Source organism: Brevibacterium yomogidense, assembly GCF_016107685.1.
Classification (GTDB): Bacteria; Actinomycetota; Actinomycetes; order Actinomycetales; family Brevibacteriaceae; genus Brevibacterium; species Brevibacterium yomogidense.
The window spans coordinates 23,675-42,271 of the sequence record NZ_JABASY010000009.1; the positions used below are offsets into that span (position 1 = coordinate 23,675).

An 18,597-nucleotide genomic window follows, 5' to 3' on the forward strand; every position below is an offset into this window, starting at 1 on the left:
CTTTATCGAATGGACTATTACGCTTTACCGGAGCGCGTCCTCAATCTCATTCAACAGCGCCACAAACTCAGACGTCACCTCGATCTGGCGCGACATATCCTGAGAGTCTTCGACCCAAGATCCTGTAGCGCCCTGCAAGGTGACCAAGGATTCACCAACAGCTCGAGCAATGTCCTGGTACTTCGAATCGCCCGTGATCCGGTACACGTAGGCGGCACCCCAGCCAACCTTTCCAGATTGAGGAGTACTGAACCGATCCTCGGCAAAGAATTCGATCGCATCCAAGTAGCCGCACGCCACTTGTAGATACTTATCGTTTCCGGTTACCTCGTATAGTTTCGCAAGGAACGACGCTGCGATACCGACCTGGAAGTACTTCTGTTTCGTCGCATTGGCGATGATCATGAAGGCATCAGCTACGTCCTCGCTGAAATCCGTCACCAGACCGTCGTGATCGTGCCACTGGAAGTAGACACCGTTCGACACGCTCGGTTGCGCCTCCCACATTCTGCAAAGGAGGTCACCTGCCATCTGAGCTTCACGCAAACGCCCCGTAGCGAGACACGCATGGCCACTCATTGAAGTGCACAGGAGATCTGTAGTACCAGGCACTAAACCAGATGTGTAAACCCCGCCGTCCTGTTCACTCGGGGAAGGAACGCTCTGGTCCGGCGTAACACGATAGAAGCCTCCACCATCGAACCTAAGCTCGAGCAGCCGCTCGACGGCTCGGTGAGCGAGATCGTAGTCCCCAAGCCGTTGCGCGCCCACGATAAGCCAAGCGTTCGCGTAGGTGGCGTTGTGGGCCTGCGTACCGCGCCCATCCGCCCCTGCGAAATCTCCAATCGAAGTCAGCGCATTCTCCCGCACCCAGGAGAGCAACTGCTTCCCCGCGGCGCCTTCGCCCGCGCTAGAGAACGCAAGCGGCGATTTGAAGTAGGTCGCCAAAGTGTTGTCGGTGTCCTTGAGTGCGCCATCGGAACGCTGCTGCTCGAGAAGCCACTGCGCTCCCCGATCGCGTGCGCGGCGTACCTGACTGCGGGATTCCTTGAGTTGGGTTGATTCGTGAGTAGCGGTCACGAGAGCATCTCCTCGATCAGGACTGGCTGTCCGGTTTTTGCGGATTTCTCAATAGCCACGAGCGTCGCAGTGTTCATCAAACCGTCGTATCCGGTTACCGACGGCGCCACTCCTTCGCGGATACAATCAATAAAATGATTGATCGATACGTGCCGCGCGGTAATGTCCGCGCGAGCGCCGTCAGGAACTTCAGTTCCAATTTCGGTGCTTTTCACGACGAGGTCCGTGGGCGATTGCTTGACTTCAACCGACTCATTTGCTCCATAAATGATCATGTCGGTCTCGTTTGTGCTGGATCCGCCCGCTGGCAGGACCCAGGAGTTCTCCATCTGGATCCACGCTCCGTTATCGAACTGAATCATCGACTGGAAAAAGTCTTCCGTGTCAGGCCCCTTTGCTCGCAAAATATTGGATTCGGATGCAGCAAAGACCTTAACGGGATCCGAGCCAAGGATGTATCGAAGGAGGTCCAAGGTGTGGGTTCCAATGAACCACAGAACGTTTGACTGACCCGACCAGCTCAGCATCTCAAGAGGAACGCTCTGCTTATTGCTCATCCTGATGCGGCCATGCACAGGGTTTCCGAACGACTCTTGGCTGACAGCTACTCTTGCCTCTCGATAACCAATGCCCCACCGGTGCTGGAAGTCGACCATGAGGTGGGCACCGGAAGACTCCTGGGCCTTGACCATCGCCTGACAGTCCGCCACATTCGTTGCCATTGGCTTCTGCACGAGAACATGCTTGCCGTGTTCCAACGAAATCACGACTGGATCGCGGTGAGCAAAGTCGGGAGTTGCAATCCCAACAGCATCGATATCCGCAGTACGGAACATTTCATTGATATCTGAGAACGACCGAGGGATGTTGTGTTTGTCGGCTACAGCCCGAGCCTGCTCGCCGTTTAGGTCGCAGACCGCCTCGATCGAGACATTCGGGTTCTTTTGCCAGGCGGCAATCATGACCTGGCCCCATCGGCCGGCGCCTATGATCGCAGTTTTTACTATTTCGTTCACAGTCTTCCCTTTAATATTCTATTGATCGCGTTACAGTGACTAGTTTCTTGCCGAATGAGGTACCGCATGCGGGCGCGACGGCCGGCTTTCCCACTACTGGGTCGTCAGCGGTTTACCCAGGCCGTCCAGCGCTCAGTTGCTTCGTCTCGATTCTCGCCCCACCATTCGTCATTGCGGGTGATGGTGGTTCCTTCGGACTTCTCTTCAGTGTTCAGGAACTCCTCGATTTCAGGAGCGTCGGAGGTCGGGACGTTTTCGTTGACAGGCGTGATGGGCATAACCTCAGCAAGGGCTGCCTGGCTCGTTTCGTCGAGGATCGCGTTGATCAATTCGTATGCCGCATCCTGGTTAGGGGCGCCCTTAACGATCCCGAGTGCGTCGCTGTAAGCAATCGGCTGATTCCATACGACTTCGATGTCAGGACCTTTCTCTTGTGCTCCGGCGAGCCGTGTCGGCCAGGCCAGCATCATGTCGACGGTCCCGTTCGCGAGTGCAGTCTGCTGCTCGGCTCCCGTGGAGAAGAAGTGCAGATTGCCTCGGATTCCGTCGAGGGTTTCGAAGGCCTTGTCGTAATCAATGGGGTAGAGATCATCAGGCTCAACGCCTGCCCCGAGCAAAGCTGTTTCGAGGCCCATGTCCTTTGGGTAGTTCATGATTCCACGCTCACCAGGGAACTCGGGATCATAGTAATCCTCCCAGCCAGTCGGTGGATTGTCTCCGTAGGTGTCCGCGTTATATGCAAGAACAAAGTTCGACTGGAGGAATGGAACGCCACACTTATTGGCGCTATCGAGATTCACGCCATCTGATTCGATGCGATCGAAATCGATTTCCTCATAGAGGACTCCACACTGTTCGATGGTGTCGTAAGGGGCGGAATGAAAGACGTCCCACATGGGGTTTTCTGATTCCGTCATAGCAATGAGCTTGGCGCGATCGTTCGGAGTTTCCTCCAGGACCTCTATTCCGCTCTCAGCCAGCGTTTCGTAAGCGCTGGCCTGTAAGGCTTCGGTCGTAGTCCCGCCGGTTGTGGCGAAAACGACCTGGCTGCTGTCTCCTGACCCGATGCCTCCCCCACATGCGGTGAGCGTCATCGCGACTACGGCTCCAGCGGCTGCCAAGGGCAATGCTTTGCGGTTTCTCATCATTGAGATGTCTCCCTGCACTACATTCGTAATATTGCGCTCAGTGCGCGACTGATAACAGGGCGTGTTAATGTGTGAGCTTTGGGGAGCCCTCTGCCCTGTGCGAGGCACAGTGTGTCTCTGACGCACGGTCGACGAGAGTTGTCCGCGGCGTCACGTTTCGTTGACTCTACTCGTCTCTCGGCGGAGCCGAAATACGTCATCGTACGTACCCGACGACTGATGGCGGCTTGGTTAGCTGTACTATTGCGGCATGATTAGCTTGCAGGGTGCGACGTCTGCCATCCGTATGGCCCAGGCGGCGGCCAGGCCGGCGGTTGATATCAAGACGCGTGCGTCTGACGTTGTCGATGAACTGAAGGGTGTTGTTGGGTACGCAGGAGCACTGCTGGCTCGTTGGGACCCCACGCGGAGCCACCATCTGCCACTTGCGGTCTCCCGGTACGAGGACTCAGTGGCTGAGGCCGTGGTCTCGGGGGCATATGTCTCTGACCCGAAATGGCACAAGATGCAACAGCGCCGTTCGCCCGTGCGCTGGATAGATGTGCCAGGACAGTCGTCGTCACCGTTCTTCCGCGATGTTCTTCGGCCACATGGTCTGTACGAAGGACTTACTGTTCCCCTGTACTCCCCCACTAGCTACGTCGGCATGCTGGCACTAAACGTAGACTCTTACACGCCCCCAAGTGAAGACGTAGTCGCGCTTCTCGAAGCGTGCGTCCCGTCGTTGTCGGCGTTGGTGGAGTCTGCAGGGCAAGGGGGGCTTCTGATTGCCTCCGATGGGACCGTCGGAGGTTATGTCGATGGTGAAGTGCCAGACGGCCTCATAGACGCGGCACAGGGACTTGTTCGGAGTGGTCGCTCCCCGAGCAAGTTCATGGTCAAAGGGACCGGTCGCACCGTGTTCCCGGCGGAGATTGTTCCGTGTGGTGCGGCAGCCGAATCCCAGCACCTGGTGAGTTGGCGCCGAGGTTCCCTACCGTATGGATTGTCAGCTCGGGAGCTTGATGTGGTCTCGGGCTTAGTCGCTGGGTTAAGTAACCGAGAGATCTCAGCCAGGCACGGGATTAGCCACCGGACAGTGTCGACACATGTTGAACGGATCTTGCACAAGTTCAGCGCCAGTTCGCGTACTGCAGTCGCATCGATCGCAATCGGGGAGGGTATCTACGTGCCGTCTGCCACAGACGGGTGAACGGACCGCGGCCACAAATTGCTGCGGACGCGTTCGGTCCATCTCAGTTGAGCTTGAACAGGTCTGGGACCGTCAACGGCGAATGCGGCAATGGCTCCGGCATATCCCTTTCGCCATCTGGGTCCGTCTTGTTCGGATCGTAAGTGTGGAACGGTCCGGCAGGATCGAGGATGACCCGCATCATCGGGTCCAGGTAGTCGCGGAAGAACGCCACAATCCCCGGCCCACCTTCCAGACGCATCTTCTCCCACGACGCCCACAGCGCCTCCAAACGCATGACGACCTCCGAGTACCGCCACCACTGCGGGTCCCAGCGGAACTGCGACACGTCCCGCAGCGGCCGCGAGTAGTTCGGCAGGAGCCAATCGGTCACCCACGCATCCAGAGACGAGTAAAGCGGCTCAAACGCTGGTGGCTCCTCGACTGGTTCTTCCGTCTCGAAGTCATCGGACATGGTGTTCCTCCTTACCGATCTGCGACTCGTAGAACTCCTGGGACGCCTTCACGTCGTCGGCGTAATCCTTCTGTGAGAAATGCTCTAACTCCAACAGCGCAGCAGGCTGCCCCGAAGCAGTCATCACCGCGCGGCCACGCGACAACTGAGCCAGATCAGACGGCTCCATGATCCGTTCACGCTGGATGGAAGTAGACGAGGACCGACCACCCATGCGGCCGCCTCCCTGCGTCTGCGAGGTCCGCTTCACCACGTCCCGATCACCGATGAGCGAGGACAAGAACGGCAGGAACGGATCCTCCGACAGGCCCGAGCCAGCAACGCGAATGTTCGCCGCCGACCACATCTTCTTCATGCCGTGCTCTCCGAACGCCTCCACACCCTGCTCGAAGGACTGGAAGAACGTCGACACGACGATGCCGCGCGAGCCGTAGTGGCTGTAGAGGTCTGGCAGTTCCGGCCATCGGACGACGTTCGCTGCCTCATCGAGCACGGCCATCAGCGGCGTCGAGAGCCGACCCCCGGCCTGCCGAGAAGCCGCCCGCTCAGCCGTGTGCAGGATCGCCATCACCAACGCAGCAGTGATCGCACGCGCCGACCCGCCACCCTCACGACTGATGAGGTAGATCGTGTCCGAGGACTTCACGAACGCCTCCGGGTTGAACTCCGGCCGGTTCGGGTTCGCATCCGGTCGCACCCAGGAGGCGACCTTGGGATTGCCCAGGATGCCCACCCACGTACGCACCTGACCGAAGATGCCGTCACGCTGCTTCGAGGTCACCTTCTGATTGCCCTCCAGGTTCTCCGCGTGACCGAACTCACCGGCCTCCCGTAGCAGGCGCACCGCCGTGAAGTCAGTCTCGTCATTGACCCACCGGTACACGTCCGTGATCGGACGCTGACCGAGCGCAGCCGCAAGGATGTAGCGGGCCAGCACTCCCTTGGCTGTCGGCCCGAAGTACGCATCCTCGCGCGCATTCGCGTTCGCCAGGGCCGAGACGAACACATCGGTCAGCTTCTCCGCATTCTCCATACCATCCACGAAGCTCAGCGGATTCCAGTACCAGGAGGCCGGCTCACCGATGATGCCCTGCACGTCGTGGACCCACACCACGCCCTCACGCGAACGCGGCCCCCGCGTCAGGTCCACAATGTCTCGCTTGTTCGAGGTGGCCACGACCGGCCCCTTCGTCTCCAGGATCTGGGGCACACACACGCACGAGGTCTTACCCGCACGCGGACCCATGATCCACAGCTGCACCCACTCCCACGACGCGAACAGCCGCTTACGGTTGTTCACCAGCTTCGCCAGCGGCACACCCTCCGAGGCTCCACCCGCGCCGAGACGTGCCGCATCGGCGGCCTGCCGCCTTGCCGTCAACTCCTCCATGTCCTTCACATGCGCCATCGACTTCGCGCGGTCATCGACCCGCGACCGTCCGCCGACCTGCTTCCACGCCGCCCAGCCCAGCAGTCCAGTAATCGCGGCGAAGACCACCATGATCAGCATGAACACGACGACCTGGCCGGCCGTGACCGGCACACTGCCACTGAACTGACCGAGGATGATCGTGGCCGGATTCGCGGAGCCTGCGACCTCCCGCACAGGCGCGCTCGACAGGCCACCGGCCCACCACGCAACAACTAGCAGCAACATCAGCCCGAGGACGCCGCCGAGCAGCATCCACGCCAGCTCGTCATTCTGCGGCTGGGGCCGCCGCCCTGCCTGCCGGGCCATCACCAGCCCTCACCTTCGGGTGCACTGGTTGTCGGTTCGCGCTGAGCGGGCTTCTTCGACCACGCCTGGTTCGTATCGTTGACCCGACCTTCGACGTTGGTCATCACGGCCTGGAACGGGATACCCGGCTTCTTGCCGATCTTGAGGATGAACTTCCCCAACCCCGGTGGGGAGGCTGCCCGGTTCGTGTCCGGATTGATGCCGCCTTCGGCGGACCAGTCGGTGATCATCGACTTCTCATCCTGGCTGAGCATGAAGACCTCTTCCAGATTGCCCATCTCGCGCTCTGCAAGCCCGCCGAGGAACACCATCGCGGACCGCTCCACGAAGCCCCACGCAATCTCTGTGAGGTGATCGCTTGAGAGCTTCAAGTCACCCATCGTGTGCGTGCACATGATCTGCCCGATACCCAGCGTGCGGTTCAGCCTGGTCAGCGAGTCGAGGAAGTAGACCATCTGCTCCGAGGCGCGCAGCATCCGCCACATCTCATCCATGATGAGCAAGTAATGCCGCTGGTCCTGCCCCATTCCCACCGCGAGGTGCTTCTCAGCCGAGACCATCGCGGAGCCGAGGCCCCAGCAGACCGTCTGCACGGCCGCGCCCATCGTCTTGTCCCCGTCGTCAATGCCGGAGATGTCGAACACAGCCGGAACCCCCGGCTGCAAGTGTTCCGACGTCGGCGCGGAGAACAAGTCGCTGAACGGCCCGTTCGGACCCAGTGCCGTGCACGCATCGAGCAGCCCGGAGACGCGCTTGTCATAGTGGCCATCGTCGCCCCGGTCGAGCGCGATCGCGCGCAGCCGGTCGTGGCGCGACTCGATGAGCCGGCCCACGTCACCGATCACTGGAGCGTTCTCAAGGTCGGGATCGAGTACCCGCATCGTCTCCGACAGCAGCGCCGTCTCGTGTGCTTCGAGCTTCCGGTCGAGGACGAGGCTGATGAGTCCTGAGAGGATCGTTAGCCGGCGACCGCGCATTTCCTCTAGCGCAGCGTGCCGCTGGCGCGCCTCTGGGATCTCCCGCAGGTGCTGGACCAGTGGGCCGAGGTCGAGTGGGTTGAGGTGCCCGCGGCCGCGGGCGACCTCGATGATCTGTCCGTCCATCGCGAGGATCAGTGGCACGTAGTCCGGCTTCGTGTCTGAGAGCACGAGGGGGGTCACACCCCATGCCTGAAGAATCGTCACGATGCGCCGCATGAGCGAGGACTTCCCCAGCCCGGGGCGTCCGAGGACGAACGCGGAGGGCTGCAACACGAGGTTCGCGAGGAACCACATGATCGGGTCCGCGCACACGGTCGTGCCGCGCCGCAGGTGGTTGCCCAGCGGCACGCCCACCATCGGGGAGGAGGAACCGGCGACGAACGGCCACAGGCCGCACACCTGCACCGAGGTGCCCTGCGCCTCGACCGGAGGTTCGACGTATCCCGCCGGGCCACCGCCTGGTACGTTCCAGCCGCGCGGGCCTGGCTTCTCTAATGTCTTCACCCGGGCAGCCTCCGCGTTCTCGACCCACCGCCTCACGGTCGAGGGACGCTTCCGGGAGGCACGCTCTTCCTGAGCGACCTGCCGCTGAAGCGCCGTCGCTTCCTTCGGGGTCAGCCGCATACTGCGGACCAGATCCTCCTGCTCGTCGCGCTGGTCCTTGCGGTTCGGCTTTGCCGTGCGCAGACGCTTGGGTTTCAGATTCAGCACTGTCATCACATCCAGTCACGAATTTCGTCCGGCAGGAGCATGTGGTCTGGCAGAACCAGGCCGAGAGGCAGTCCGGCCTGGAACGTGACCGCTTGGTTGCCCAGCGCCGTGCGCACGCGTAGGCGGGCCTGGTTGAACGACGCCGGGATCTGCTTATCCAGCTGCTTGAACCGTTCCGGATTCGCCGCCGAGACCGTCACCACCAGCCCGAACCGCAGGAGACCGGCCCCCTGTGCTTCTTCTTGCGCGGACTTCATCGCTGCCGCCCGACGCTGTGCGTCGCGGGCTGAGACTCGCTGACGCTGAGAAGCCGCGAACGTCGCATCGTTGATGTCCCGCTCGACCATCTCCGTGGCCCTCGCGGCAGGAATAGGCCGATAGAGGATCGTCACGCGTTTCCGCAGCACGTCCTTGGAGGGTTCCAGCACGCGCCGCAGTGCGTTCGAGTGGAACACCCCACGAGGGCCTTCGAACATCGTCCACGACTTCGAGAAGGCGCGGTCGTGGCGGTAGTGGTCGAACGCATCGAGCGCGAAGACCGGCCCTGCATCTGACCACGAAAGACCGGTCCCGCCTTCTGCGCAGGCCTCTTCGATCTGTGTGGCCGTCGTCGGGTCGTAGGCCATGCGCGTGTGGTCGATGATGTCCTGTGCCGTGGCCGTGCGCACTGACGTGCCGGCACCGGTGTCCATCAGACCCGACATGATCACCGGCAGCCGGTTACCGATGTCTTGGGCCATTTCCTCGACGCCTCGATCCTTACCCGACCCGTCGACGGCCTTGCCGTCGAACGTCACGGTCAGGCGGGTCGTCAGCACAGGTGCTCCACCTTCGTACTCATCCGGGATCGCCTCGGCCACAGCCGTCGCGAATTCCGACCCGGCACCGCTGGCGTTGGCAGCCATCATCCTGCGCAGCCGCAGGCCCGAGTCCGGCGCGGACTCAACGGTGACCGAGGCACCACGGATGCCCTCTTCGATGCCGCGCTGGGCAAGCCACCCACCCCAATGCGCGACCATCGAGTTCACCCGCTGCTGATCCACGAGCTCGTCGCCATCCGGGTAGGCCTCGAAGACCACGGAGTAGTTCTTCACCCCCTGACCAGCGACTCGGATCATGCCGAAGTGGTTGCCGTAGGAATCCGTGTGCTCGCTCAGCTCGCTCGGAGCCAGCAGCCCCGGCAGGCGGACCGCTCCATCGCGCGCCCTGCCCGTGGGTCCGGCGAGGTAGACGTGCTTCCCCGTCCGTTCTTTTCGCTTCTGCATGATCTTCAGCATCGTCCGTCCATAGATTGAGCGTCCGTCTTTCCGCGTGACCAGCACCAACACGGCAGCGATGATGCCGCCGAGACCGATTGTCAGCGCGACCAGGAACCAGCCCCGCGCCATTGCTCCGACCACGAGGAGGACGAGCGGCACGCCAGCCAGGGATGCCGCCATCGGGAGGCCGAGAATGCCCGACCGTCCAGGCTTGGTCATATTCCCGTAAGTGCCCGGCTGCACTTTGATCTCTGTGTTACTGCTCATCAGTCCGGCCCCCTCCCAGGATCTCCTGAGCCGAAGCCACGGCTGAGTCCTCAGCCTCGACGGCTTCCCTGTGCCGACGAGTGGCCGCGATGTCCGTCCGTATGGCGGGCCAGAAGTGGATCAGGCCCACATAGACAGCCGCAGGGATCGCCAACACGTACAGCGCCAGTGCCCCGGCATCGATCGAGCCAATCCCGCCCACGACGGCCGCACCAACCACCGCCAGGCCGATAGCGGCACCGGTATGCGCCCACAGGTCGCGGCCCCGCCGCAGCGGCATCCTCATCAACCAGCGGCCCACAGCTGTCCGCATCACGATCCCTCCGCCGCCTCATCGAGACCGCTCTGCGCGTCCGCGCTTCCTTGACCAAGCGCTTGCGTGAGAGCAGCTACGTCCGAGCCGGACGTCCCGCCGCCCGAGGGTGACCCGCCTGCCGGCTGCTGGGAGGGACCGCCCGAGCCACCAGTGCCGCCCGTCTGTTCGGCACCGCTGGCTGACGTTTCGCCAGACGAATCACCCTCAGACGATGAGCCAGAGGAGGTACCTTCCGGCGAACCGCCTGTGGACGACTGACCGGGCGCTGCACCCTCCGTCGACCCGGTCTCCCCACCTGAGGAACCAGTCCCGCTACTAGGGCCGCCGTCGCCGGACGAGGACTCTCCCGCTGTCGTGCCAGCGTCTGCGGGGGCGCCTCCACTTGCGGGGCCCCCGCCGCCGTCACTGGAGGGCGACGACGTCGCGCCAGCCGGCCCCTCGCTCGTTCCTCCTCCGGTCGGGGCACCCACGCCCTTCTCGCCACCAGCGGAGGCAAGTTTCGAGCCGCCGCCCGCAGCCGCACCGGCGCCGCCGCCCGTTCCAGCAGACGCGGCGAGGACCGCCGCTCCACCGGCCACAGTCGCGGCGCCAGCGACCGCAGCACCGCCCGAAAAGGCACCTGACCCGGCGGAGGCTGCGGGGACCACGAACTTGATGAGAGCTGGCAAGGCAAGGGAGGCGAGGCAGATGACGATCACTCCGGACACCGGCCGCATGATCCCGCCCTCGGCCTCGCCACTGATGCTGGTGTTGTCCCCCATCAACGTCACACCGAGAGCGATGACGACAGCAGCAACTGGCTTAAATAAGAGCAGCGCGAGTAGCCAGCCGTTGGCTTTCTTAAACGCCTGGTCACCGGTCTCCGTACCCGTCGAGGCTGCCAGTGTCGGCAGGAAAGCCAGCATGATCAGGACCATCACGTCACGGAAGATCATGAACGCGAAGAGCACGACAGCACCCAACAGCGCCAGAAGACCAACGATCAAAGCACCGCCGATAGCTGCGTTGACGGCTTGAGGGTTCATGACGATCATGCCCGTGATCGCGTCGAGGCCGACTGACCCGTCGTAGTTCACTTCGATCTGTTCGAACAGCCAGACAGCCAGCTCGTTGCCCGCATCATCGAGCAGACGAATACCGACTGCGTAGGTTCCTGTGACGATGATGAGGTTCACGATGGGTTTGGCCACGCCGATGAGGGATTTGAAATCGTTGCTGAGGACCATCCGGCTCAGAGCGATCAGAATCCCGAGGATGGCGATAGCTCCGGTGTACCACCAGAGATTCGCCTGGATCTGTGCGACAGCGTTCGACTCCGTGTCGATGCCCGGTGACCACGACAGCCACCCCTTGTTCAGGAAGGTGATGGCATCGCCAGCCTTCACGAGGAGGTCATGGGCAATCGCTCCGACGCCGTCCGAGATGACGCCTCCGACTTTGCACCCGACCTCGTACCACGAGCAGTCAGTCATGCCCCCGCTGTCAGCCATAGGTCACCGCTCCCACATAACGAACTGCTCAGGGTCGGGGTCCTCTTCAAAACCGTCCGGACGCGTCCAATCGAGCCGCCAATCCTCGGCCTGTTCATCCCACTCCAACGAGAACGAGATTCCAGCACTGTGCTCACCTTGATCGCCGTAGTACGTGATCCTCGCAGCGTCATCGCTGTACTCATCGATACGGAAACCTGAGAACGAGGGAAAGCTCGCCCCTGATCCCGCTGACTGATCCTCGAACGCGCTCTCAGCCTGTGCAGTATCCACTGCGACGTCGTACTCCCCACCGATACTGAACGACGCAATGAGTCCCAGGCCGGCATAGACCGCGCCCGTGGGCGAGTGTGCGTAACAGCCCCACAGGTTGCCGTCACGATTGACTGGCCCATACTCCTCGGAGACCGGGACGGTCATCGAAGACGACCCATAGGTCTCCCATTCGGTCGGCGGAGCCTCCGTGGGGTAGTCCTGATCGGTGGCCAGGGACCCACACTCGCGGACTTCGTCGTCAGCCGCATGCGTCTCCTCGACTGCCGGCGCTGACTGTTCCGGCGCTGCTTCTTCTGTAGGTGACTCAGCGGCCGCTGAGTCACCGTCATTTGAGCTTCCAAGCTGGAAGCCCAACAGCACCCCGCCTATGAGGACGAGAATCACGAACGCGCCAGCGCCGAACCACCAAACGTTGAAAGGACTCTTGCTTTCGGTTTCAGCCATGAGCTGCCCCTCTCCGAATAGTCGACAGAGGTCAGATGAACACCGCGATGATGGCCCCTGCGGCCGTCGCGAGGATGCAGACGATGATCGCGATGATCAGACCCTTGAAGCCCTGGATCTCGCGGCCGGTGAAGGACGCGAACGCCAGGTAGCCGGCCGAGCACAGGAATGCAGCCAGCCCGAGGATGATCACTCCCCACACGATCCAGTTCAGAACCGTGGTGAAGCCCTCGGTGCCGGGGGGCTGCTCAGGGTTGAGGTCCGGCAGGGCCAGTGCCGTCTCAGGCATCAGCATCACCAGGGCCGCTGTGAGCACACCCACGGCGACAAGCCAGGAACGAGGCACCCTGGGCGCTGTCTTCTCAGTCATTGCGTACCCCTTCTTCTTCTGTCGTCTTGCGGATGGATCGCAAGGTCTTGCGGATCCGACGCGGGACCGCGTCGAAGTCTGGGTCGGTGACCCGCCACTCTTCGTTCCAGGGCACATGCCAGCCGTGTGGAGTCATGCGGGCGATTCTGCGGATTGCCTGCCTCTGTGCTTCCAGCAGTCTTGGCCCGTCATCGACGGCGACGATTCCCAGCAGCACCGAATCGGGAAGAGCGCCCATCGCCCAGGCCCGAGCGAACCGCTCAGCGGCCTCCACGCCTGCACGGTGTGGCCGATAGGCCGCGATTACGTTCAAGGACGGACGAGGCCGCGCCCACCCGCTACTGACTGGCCACGCAGCGCCCACGTCGTGGGCCTCCCAGCGCGTCTCGTCCTGCTCGGTGCGAACCAGCAGGGACGTGAGCAGACTCGTTCCGGCACCGCCGTGCAGCCCCATGACCATGAGGCCCGGCGAGTCCGCCACCTCTACGAGGGGCCACTCAACGACTTCGCCTGCGACAGGTGGAGCTGTCGCAGGCGAAGCAGGACCGTCAAGGACCTCGCGATCACCGAACACAGCATCGCGAATCTCCACCTCTTCCGGTGGCACCGCCTCTTCGACGGGCACGAACGGATTGACGCTCATCCCACTCCCCTCACATACGTGACCACCCGCTCAGTCTGACCTCGGGTTTTGGGGCATGTCAACATAAGAGTTTGCAAAGTTGAACCTTGCATAGTGTGAGAGGTGGATGCACGTCTGATGGACTTGACGTGGGTGTGCCGGCAAATTTACGCTCGGCGGCATGAGTCGCGACCCTGCGCTGTGTGCGCTGATCCTGGGTAGTTACCTCGTCGTGACCGCGGTCAGCCTAGTGGGATGCGGGGATGTGGATAACAGCGCCTCCTCCCCGAGTAGCCCCCCGGGCTCGAGTTCCCCGTCTACGGGAGGAACGGCATACCCGGACGAAGAGTTCTTAGGTGACTACGAGGGCATCCCCGAAGACACGTCCGGCCCGAGAACTCCCAGCGCACAGCGCCAGCAGGAAGCGATGGAGCAGGCGACGGAAGCCCTCTCGGCGTACTACGCGAGCGGCAAGGAGCACGAGGAGTGGTTCGACGATCTGCGGCCGCTGCTCAGCCGTGAGGCGCAGACTGCCTACGAGACCGTCGACCCGGCCAGCATTCCCGCCCATGACGTGGCCGGCGATCCATCTGTCGTGCGCCACTCCGGTGGTGGAGCGATCACCATCGCCGTACCCACCACGGCCGGGGACGTCCAAGTGGACCTCATCGTTGAAGAAGCCGGCCACGACTGGGCCGTCGATCGCTTCCGCTTCCCCTCTGCTGAGAACTGATGAACAAGCCCGTCGCCATCGGAGCTGTCCTGATGCTCCTGATCCCTCTCCTGGTGATCATCATCGCCACAGGCGGCGGCGAGTGCGACGTCACCGGCGGAGGCGAGGGTGGCGACGATTCCGAAGTCGGCAAGAACGTTGACCCCGAAGACATACCTGTCGAGAGCGTCGGCCCCTACAGCAAAGACCCGCAGTTGATAAACGCCGCACTGATCATGAACGCGGCCGCCGACGCGGAGCTGAGCGAGAAGGCTCAGATCATCGGCATCATGACTGCGATCGGTGAGAGTGCACTGCGCAACCTCGACCACGGCGACGCAGCCGGCCCCGACAGTCGCGGGCTGTTCCAGCAGCGGGCCGAGGGCTGGGGAAGTGAGGAAGAGCGCATGGACCCCTACGTGGCCGCCCAAGGCTTCTTCGGCATCGGTGACCACGCCGAATCAGACGGCCTGACCGACGTCGAGGGGTGGGAAGACATGGAACTGACGCTGGCGATCAACAAGGTCCAGCGCAACGCCGACCCGTACCACTACGAGCAGTACGAAGAGGCCGCCCGCGACATCGTCGAAGCGCTCAAAGACGTGCCACTCGCCCAGGGCCAAACCGGTCTTGGCGTGCCACCGGCGACCGCGCAGGTCACCGGCCTCCGTGGCCTCACAGCCCCGATGACAACGTCTCTCATGGCCCAGAGCAACCACGACGACGATATCTACGAGCAGCTCGACGAGAGCCTGGGACCGGTCAAGGCCCACGTTCTGGAAGCCACCACCGTCATCGCCACAGTCACCGACCACAACCCGGCCGATATTGGCGGCTACCGCGAAGGCGGCAACCGCGACCCCCACGGGCACCCCACCGGCCTGGCTGTCGATTTCATGGTCCCGTTAACCGACGCAGGAAAGACACGCGGACAGGCGATAGCCGCCTACGCGATCGACAACGCTGAGCACCTGAACGTGAAGTACGTGATCTGGTACCAGCAGATCTACACCGTCGACCGGGCCGAGGAAGGCTGGCGCGACATGGAGGATCGCGGAAGCGACACACAGAACCACGTAGACCACCCGCACATCTCCTTCACCCAAGAAGCCACCGGCGATCCCCGCGATGCCGATGAGGCACCGGCGATCCCCGGCGAGGACGGCGGAGGCATGGAGGAATGCGAAGAAGACAAAGGCGGCGGCGACCCTCCCCCCGGTGAGAACGAGCCGGGTCCGTGGGGAGACCACGAGAACGGGCGCGTCCCGGAGGATTCGCTGAAGTCGATTCCGTGGGCCCGCGGCGAGTCCCTCCGCACGGATGCCACCGATCAGCTGATCGAGATGAACAACGCCTTCAAGGACGAGTTCGGCACTGACCTCGGCATCACTGATGCTTACCGCACGTATGCCGAGCAGGAATATCTCTACGAGACCAAGCCCGACGGCATGGCAGCCAAGCCCGGTACGTCGATCCATGGCTGGGCGCTGGCAGTCGATCTCGGCACAGGGGTCAACACGTTCGGCAGCCCCCAGCATGAGTGGATGCGTAAGAACGCCGGGAAGTACGGCTGGAAGCACCCCGACTGGGCGCAACAAGGCGGCAGCACACCCGAGGCATGGCATTGGGAGTTCAACGGTGTCGACTAACAGCAGCGTTGGCGTTCGACAAGGAGTCAGATGAACAACGAGTTCGATCCTCACGCGGTCCCACCGTTCCCGGTGTTCACGATTCGCCAGTCGCAGGACGGGACAGACACGCTCGATGGTGTCCCCATCGAACCCGCCCACGATGAGGCCAGCCGACACCGCGCCGCGACCGACGCGGCCGCGCAGAAAGCCGCCCAGCAGGGCCATGACGCAGTGCGCGTGCGCGCCCACTTAGTGGGTGGCCGGAGGGTCGATTTCGTCGTCCGCACCACCGGCGAGGTCTACGACACCACCGCGCCGGACGAGCCGGTGAAACCCAGTCGCAGGAAGCGTGCGTTCATCCTCACCGCAGTCGGCCTCACCGGAGCACTCATCCTCGGCGGCGGCGCCTTCGTCCTGGGCCACACCCTCTCAGCCGACGAACCGCAACCGGTCGCGGAAACCCCGACTCCCCCACCCGGATACGGCACCGACATTCCCGTCGGGCTGCCAGATACGTTCACCACGACCGCCGCATGGATAGCCGAGGTTAACGACAAGGCCCTCGCCCGCGAGATGAGAGATGGACGCATCCTGACCCTGACCGCAGACCGCACGCTGGCCATCCTCGACCCTGCGACGGGCAAGGCGCAGTGGGTGGGAAGCAGCGCTCCCACCGACCTCGAGGAGGTCCACGAGACGACCTGGCAAGGCCGTCCGGTCCTGGCCTCCGCCTCCTCGCAGTCCCTGAGCCTCTGGCCCCTCGATGACGGCGAGGACCGGGCCGCACCTGTCACCGTCTCTCTGGAGGCCAGCGCTGATGTCACGTATGCAGGGACTGCTCCGTTGATCGATTTGGGCGACTACACCGTCCTTGCACCAGCTACCGAGACCCGTGACGCCAAGCGCGTCACGCTGCCACCGGGGGCCGTGCCTGCCGCGGTGGCCGATGGAGCGATCCGCTCCCTCACCGACGAGGCAGTCTGGAGTACGGACCCCGAGACGGAAGAACACGAGCAGGTCAGCCTCGATCCTCCGAAGGCAGCCGAGGGCTCACCCGACGAGGTCATCGGCCTGAGCCCCGATCATGTCCTCGCGCAGTGGGAGCAGAAAGGCTCGTCGAAGAGCACCTTGGCACTCATCGATCTGACCACCGACACAGTGGCAGCACACTCCACCCTCACACGACCACCCGCCGAGAACGATCCGCTCCTGACCGATGCAGACGCCCAGACCGCCGTCATCGGAGACGTGTTCGTCTCCTACGGCGACGACCCCGCACTAGTCGGACTGGAGGACTTCGATGCCACCGCGATTGACGGCCATCGAATCTACGGCACCGAGGACCGGACACCATTGACGGCGACCGTCACCGGCGACGGGCTCGAGGTCGAGGACTATCCGCTGTACTCCCCTGAGGATCCCAGCCCTGTTCTCGTCACTGACGGGGCGGCCTATGTCGTCCATACCCGCGTCGATCAGACATACCTCTACCGTGCAGATCGCACACCATCGAAGGAGCCGACACCATGATCACCATTAGTCTCGATGACAAGGGGCAGGGCATCGTCACGCTGCCCACTCGGACCGTCCAGATTCACGGTGCAGGTCTGGCAGATGGCCGTAATCAAGCCATCGGAGTAGTGGCGACCTACGCCCGCGAACTCGGCGGACCAGCCTCCGCGACTGCCGATAACGCGCGCCTGGTCATCCACCCAGACGGTCGCGTCCACGAAGAACCCAAGAGCGCAGCACCGGCACCGGCACAACCAGTCGAGGACACCCAGACGCTTCCCGCAGTGCCAGCTGCCGAGGCTACGCCGGTCCCGTCGAGGCCGCACCAGCCACCCGTCGAGGCCCAGTCGGCCCCGGCCGGCGACTACCCCACACTCCTGCTCAACCCCGCTCCCACTACAGCGCAGGCCCCGGCGCAGCACACCCAGCAACCGGCGACCACTCCCCCACGCAGCGGCAGCTTCGTGCGTGAAGAGACGCCTGCGCCGAGGCAGGGAATGCAGTCGGTCGTCTACAAGATGACCGGAGGGCTGTGGAACCTTGGCCCTGGGCAGACGGAGCGCTACAAGGACGAGCTCCACCAGCGCGCCGCGAAGCAGATCACCGGCACCCGGAACGTGACGTTCATGTGTCTCAAAGGCGGCATCTCCAAGACCAGCACCACACTCGGAGTCGGCCTGACACTTGCAGAGCACCGCCCGACTCAGTGCTGGCCATCGGCGCCAACCCTGATGCCGGTGACCTCGCAGACCGAGCCCTGTCCCATGAGCAGGTCGAAGCGGTCAGCCCCCGCACGATCACCGACCTCGTCCACGCCATCGAGGCCGATCAGATTCACAACCTCACCGACCTCAACCGGTTCACCCAGACCAGCGGTCGGCTCCACCTGATCGCCGGCGAACAGGACCCTGACGTGTCGGAGTCCCTCACCGCCGAGGAATACATCAGTGTCCGCGACGTCGCTGACCGGTTCTACCCCATCACGCTGACCGACTGCGGCACCGGAGTCACGCATCCAGCGATGAAGGGGATCCTGGAAAACGCCCAGCAGCTTGTCGTGGCATCCGGGTGGGCTGTGACCGGCGCCAAGCGCGCTGAGCGCACGCTGACATGGCTCCACCAGGCTCACAACGGCGCGTATGCTGAACTAGCGCGCAATGCCGTTGTCGTACTGACTGACACTGGCACCACGAGCAAGGCCATCGATCGTGATCAGATCGTGGAAACCCTCGGTTCACTCTGCCGAGCAGTCCACGTCGTTCCGTTCGATCCCGCAGTGGCCAAGGGTGACCTTGTGCGGTTGCCGGACCTGACACCGCAGACCCGGCAGGCTTACCTCGAAGTGGGTGCCACGATCATTGACGCATTGTGACCGACAT

The 18,597-nt window shown here is 63.0% G+C and carries 17 protein-coding genes; 5 read left to right on the forward strand and 12 right to left on the reverse strand.

Features of this window, described 5'->3' with window-relative positions; all coding sequences use genetic code 11:
- Positions 1 to 24: 24 nt before the first annotated feature.
- From JFC09_RS15790 to JFC09_RS15800, 3 genes are all read right to left on the reverse strand, one after another.
- Entirely contained in the window at positions 25 to 1,080 is a 1,056-nt protein-coding gene (locus tag JFC09_RS15790) for a prenyltransferase/squalene oxidase repeat-containing protein (RefSeq protein ID WP_198395012.1), read from the reverse strand.
- Positions 1,077 to 2,096: a Gfo/Idh/MocA family protein gene (locus JFC09_RS16990; RefSeq protein ID WP_198395013.1), complete on the reverse strand. Its 1,020-nt coding sequence runs from the start codon at positions 2,094 to 2,096 to the stop codon at positions 1,077 to 1,079. Before JFC09_RS16990 ends, JFC09_RS15790 begins: the two co-directional genes overlap by 4 nt.
- A 104-nt stretch (positions 2,097 to 2,200) precedes the next feature.
- Positions 2,201 to 3,244, reverse strand: a complete 1,044-nt coding sequence (locus JFC09_RS15800) for an extracellular solute-binding protein (RefSeq protein ID WP_198395014.1) — start codon at positions 3,242 to 3,244, stop codon at positions 2,201 to 2,203.
- Between the two features lie 874 nt (positions 3,245 to 4,118).
- Between JFC09_RS15800 and JFC09_RS17110 the strand changes: the two genes are divergently transcribed.
- Positions 4,119 to 4,436, forward strand: coding sequence for a response regulator transcription factor (locus JFC09_RS17110; protein ID WP_408610980.1), 318 nt, complete (start codon positions 4,119 to 4,121; stop codon positions 4,434 to 4,436).
- Between the two features lie 43 nt (positions 4,437 to 4,479).
- Here the strand turns inward: JFC09_RS17110 and JFC09_RS15810 are convergent, their stop codons facing one another.
- From JFC09_RS15810 to JFC09_RS15850, 9 genes are read right to left on the reverse strand one after another with little or no spacing between them, the layout of a single operon-like run.
- Positions 4,480 to 4,890: a DUF4913 domain-containing protein gene (locus tag JFC09_RS15810; RefSeq protein WP_198395016.1), complete on the reverse strand. Its 411-nt coding sequence runs from the start codon at positions 4,888 to 4,890 to the stop codon at positions 4,480 to 4,482.
- Positions 4,880 to 6,628, reverse strand: a complete 1,749-nt coding sequence (locus JFC09_RS15815) for a type IV secretory system conjugative DNA transfer family protein (RefSeq protein WP_232483709.1) — start codon at positions 6,626 to 6,628, stop codon at positions 4,880 to 4,882. The genes JFC09_RS15810 and JFC09_RS15815 overlap by 11 nt, the downstream gene beginning before the upstream one ends.
- Positions 6,628 to 8,325 (reverse strand): hypothetical protein, encoded by a 1,698-nt coding sequence (locus JFC09_RS15820; RefSeq protein ID WP_198395018.1) that lies wholly within the window; start codon positions 8,323 to 8,325, stop codon positions 6,628 to 6,630. Before JFC09_RS15820 ends, JFC09_RS15815 begins: the two co-directional genes overlap by 1 nt.
- On the reverse strand, positions 8,325 to 9,821 hold the full coding sequence (locus JFC09_RS15825; RefSeq protein ID WP_332839802.1) for an SCO6880 family protein: 1,497 nt from the start codon (positions 9,819 to 9,821) through the stop codon (positions 8,325 to 8,327). Before JFC09_RS15825 ends, JFC09_RS15820 begins: the two co-directional genes overlap by 1 nt.
- Positions 9,822 to 9,834: 13 nt before the next feature.
- Complete coding sequence (locus JFC09_RS15830) at positions 9,835 to 10,161, reverse strand: hypothetical protein (RefSeq protein WP_198395020.1); 327 nt, start codon at positions 10,159 to 10,161, stop codon at positions 9,835 to 9,837.
- Entirely contained in the window at positions 10,158 to 11,651 is a 1,494-nt protein-coding gene (locus JFC09_RS15835) for a hypothetical protein (protein ID WP_198395021.1), read from the reverse strand. Before JFC09_RS15835 ends, JFC09_RS15830 begins: the two co-directional genes overlap by 4 nt.
- A gap of 3 nt (positions 11,652 to 11,654) precedes the next feature.
- Positions 11,655 to 12,371, reverse strand: a complete 717-nt coding sequence (locus tag JFC09_RS15840; protein WP_198395022.1) for a hypothetical protein — start codon at positions 12,369 to 12,371, stop codon at positions 11,655 to 11,657.
- Between the two features lie 31 nt (positions 12,372 to 12,402).
- Positions 12,403 to 12,741, reverse strand: coding sequence for a hypothetical protein (locus tag JFC09_RS15845; RefSeq protein ID WP_198395023.1), 339 nt, complete (start codon positions 12,739 to 12,741; stop codon positions 12,403 to 12,405).
- Positions 12,734 to 13,384, reverse strand: a complete 651-nt coding sequence (locus JFC09_RS15850) for a DUF6668 family protein (protein WP_198395024.1) — start codon at positions 13,382 to 13,384, stop codon at positions 12,734 to 12,736. The genes JFC09_RS15845 and JFC09_RS15850 overlap by 8 nt, the downstream gene beginning before the upstream one ends.
- Positions 13,385 to 13,544: 160 nt before the next feature.
- On the opposite strand from JFC09_RS15850, the gene JFC09_RS15855 reads away from it, so the two are divergent.
- The 4 genes from JFC09_RS15855 to JFC09_RS15870 all read left to right on the forward strand — a co-directional run bounded on the left by JFC09_RS15855 (position 13,545) and on the right by JFC09_RS15870 (position 18,590).
- The gene (locus JFC09_RS15855; RefSeq protein WP_198395025.1) at positions 13,545 to 14,096 is read left to right on the forward strand and encodes a hypothetical protein; all 552 of its coding nucleotides are present in this window, start codon (positions 13,545 to 13,547) and stop codon (positions 14,094 to 14,096) included.
- A complete protein-coding gene (locus tag JFC09_RS15860; RefSeq protein ID WP_198395026.1) occupies positions 14,096 to 15,724 on the forward strand; it encodes a M15 family metallopeptidase in 1,629 nt (542 codons plus the stop codon). The genes JFC09_RS15855 and JFC09_RS15860 overlap by 1 nt, the downstream gene beginning before the upstream one ends.
- A gap of 30 nt (positions 15,725 to 15,754) precedes the next feature.
- Positions 15,755 to 17,236: a hypothetical protein gene (locus tag JFC09_RS15865; RefSeq protein ID WP_198395027.1), complete on the forward strand. Its 1,482-nt coding sequence runs from the start codon at positions 15,755 to 15,757 to the stop codon at positions 17,234 to 17,236.
- A gap of 688 nt (positions 17,237 to 17,924) precedes the next feature.
- Positions 17,925 to 18,590: a MinD/ParA family ATP-binding protein gene (locus tag JFC09_RS15870; protein WP_232483710.1), complete on the forward strand. Its 666-nt coding sequence runs from the start codon at positions 17,925 to 17,927 to the stop codon at positions 18,588 to 18,590.
- Positions 18,591 to 18,597: the final 7 nt, after the last annotated feature.

Excerpts from the sequence above, each read along its gene's own strand:
- JFC09_RS15800 (WP_198395014.1), bottom strand. The coding sequence starts at position 3,244 with ATGATGAGAAACCGCAAAGCATTGCCCTTGGCAGCCGCTGGAGCCGTA.
- JFC09_RS17110 (WP_408610980.1), top strand. The coding sequence starts at position 4,119 with ATGGTCAAAGGGACCGGTCGCACCGTGTTCCCGGCGGAGATTGTTCCG.
- JFC09_RS15810 (WP_198395016.1), bottom strand. The coding sequence starts at position 4,890 with ATGTCCGATGACTTCGAGACGGAAGAACCAGTCGAGGAGCCACCAGCG.
- JFC09_RS15815 (WP_232483709.1), bottom strand. The coding sequence starts at position 6,628 with ATGGCCCGGCAGGCAGGGCGGCGGCCCCAGCCGCAGAATGACGAGCTG.
- JFC09_RS15820 (WP_198395018.1), bottom strand. The coding sequence starts at position 8,325 with ATGACAGTGCTGAATCTGAAACCCAAGCGTCTGCGCACGGCAAAGCCG.
- JFC09_RS15835 (WP_198395021.1), bottom strand. The coding sequence starts at position 11,651 with ATGGCTGACAGCGGGGGCATGACTGACTGCTCGTGGTACGAGGTCGGG.
- JFC09_RS15840 (WP_198395022.1), bottom strand. The coding sequence starts at position 12,371 with ATGGCTGAAACCGAAAGCAAGAGTCCTTTCAACGTTTGGTGGTTCGGC.
- JFC09_RS15845 (WP_198395023.1), bottom strand. The coding sequence starts at position 12,741 with ATGACTGAGAAGACAGCGCCCAGGGTGCCTCGTTCCTGGCTTGTCGCC.
- JFC09_RS15850 (WP_198395024.1), bottom strand. The coding sequence starts at position 13,384 with ATGAGCGTCAATCCGTTCGTGCCCGTCGAAGAGGCGGTGCCACCGGAA.
- JFC09_RS15855 (WP_198395025.1), top strand. The coding sequence starts at position 13,545 with ATGAGTCGCGACCCTGCGCTGTGTGCGCTGATCCTGGGTAGTTACCTC.
- JFC09_RS15860 (WP_198395026.1), top strand. The coding sequence starts at position 14,096 with ATGAACAAGCCCGTCGCCATCGGAGCTGTCCTGATGCTCCTGATCCCT.
- JFC09_RS15865 (WP_198395027.1), top strand. The coding sequence starts at position 15,755 with ATGAACAACGAGTTCGATCCTCACGCGGTCCCACCGTTCCCGGTGTTC.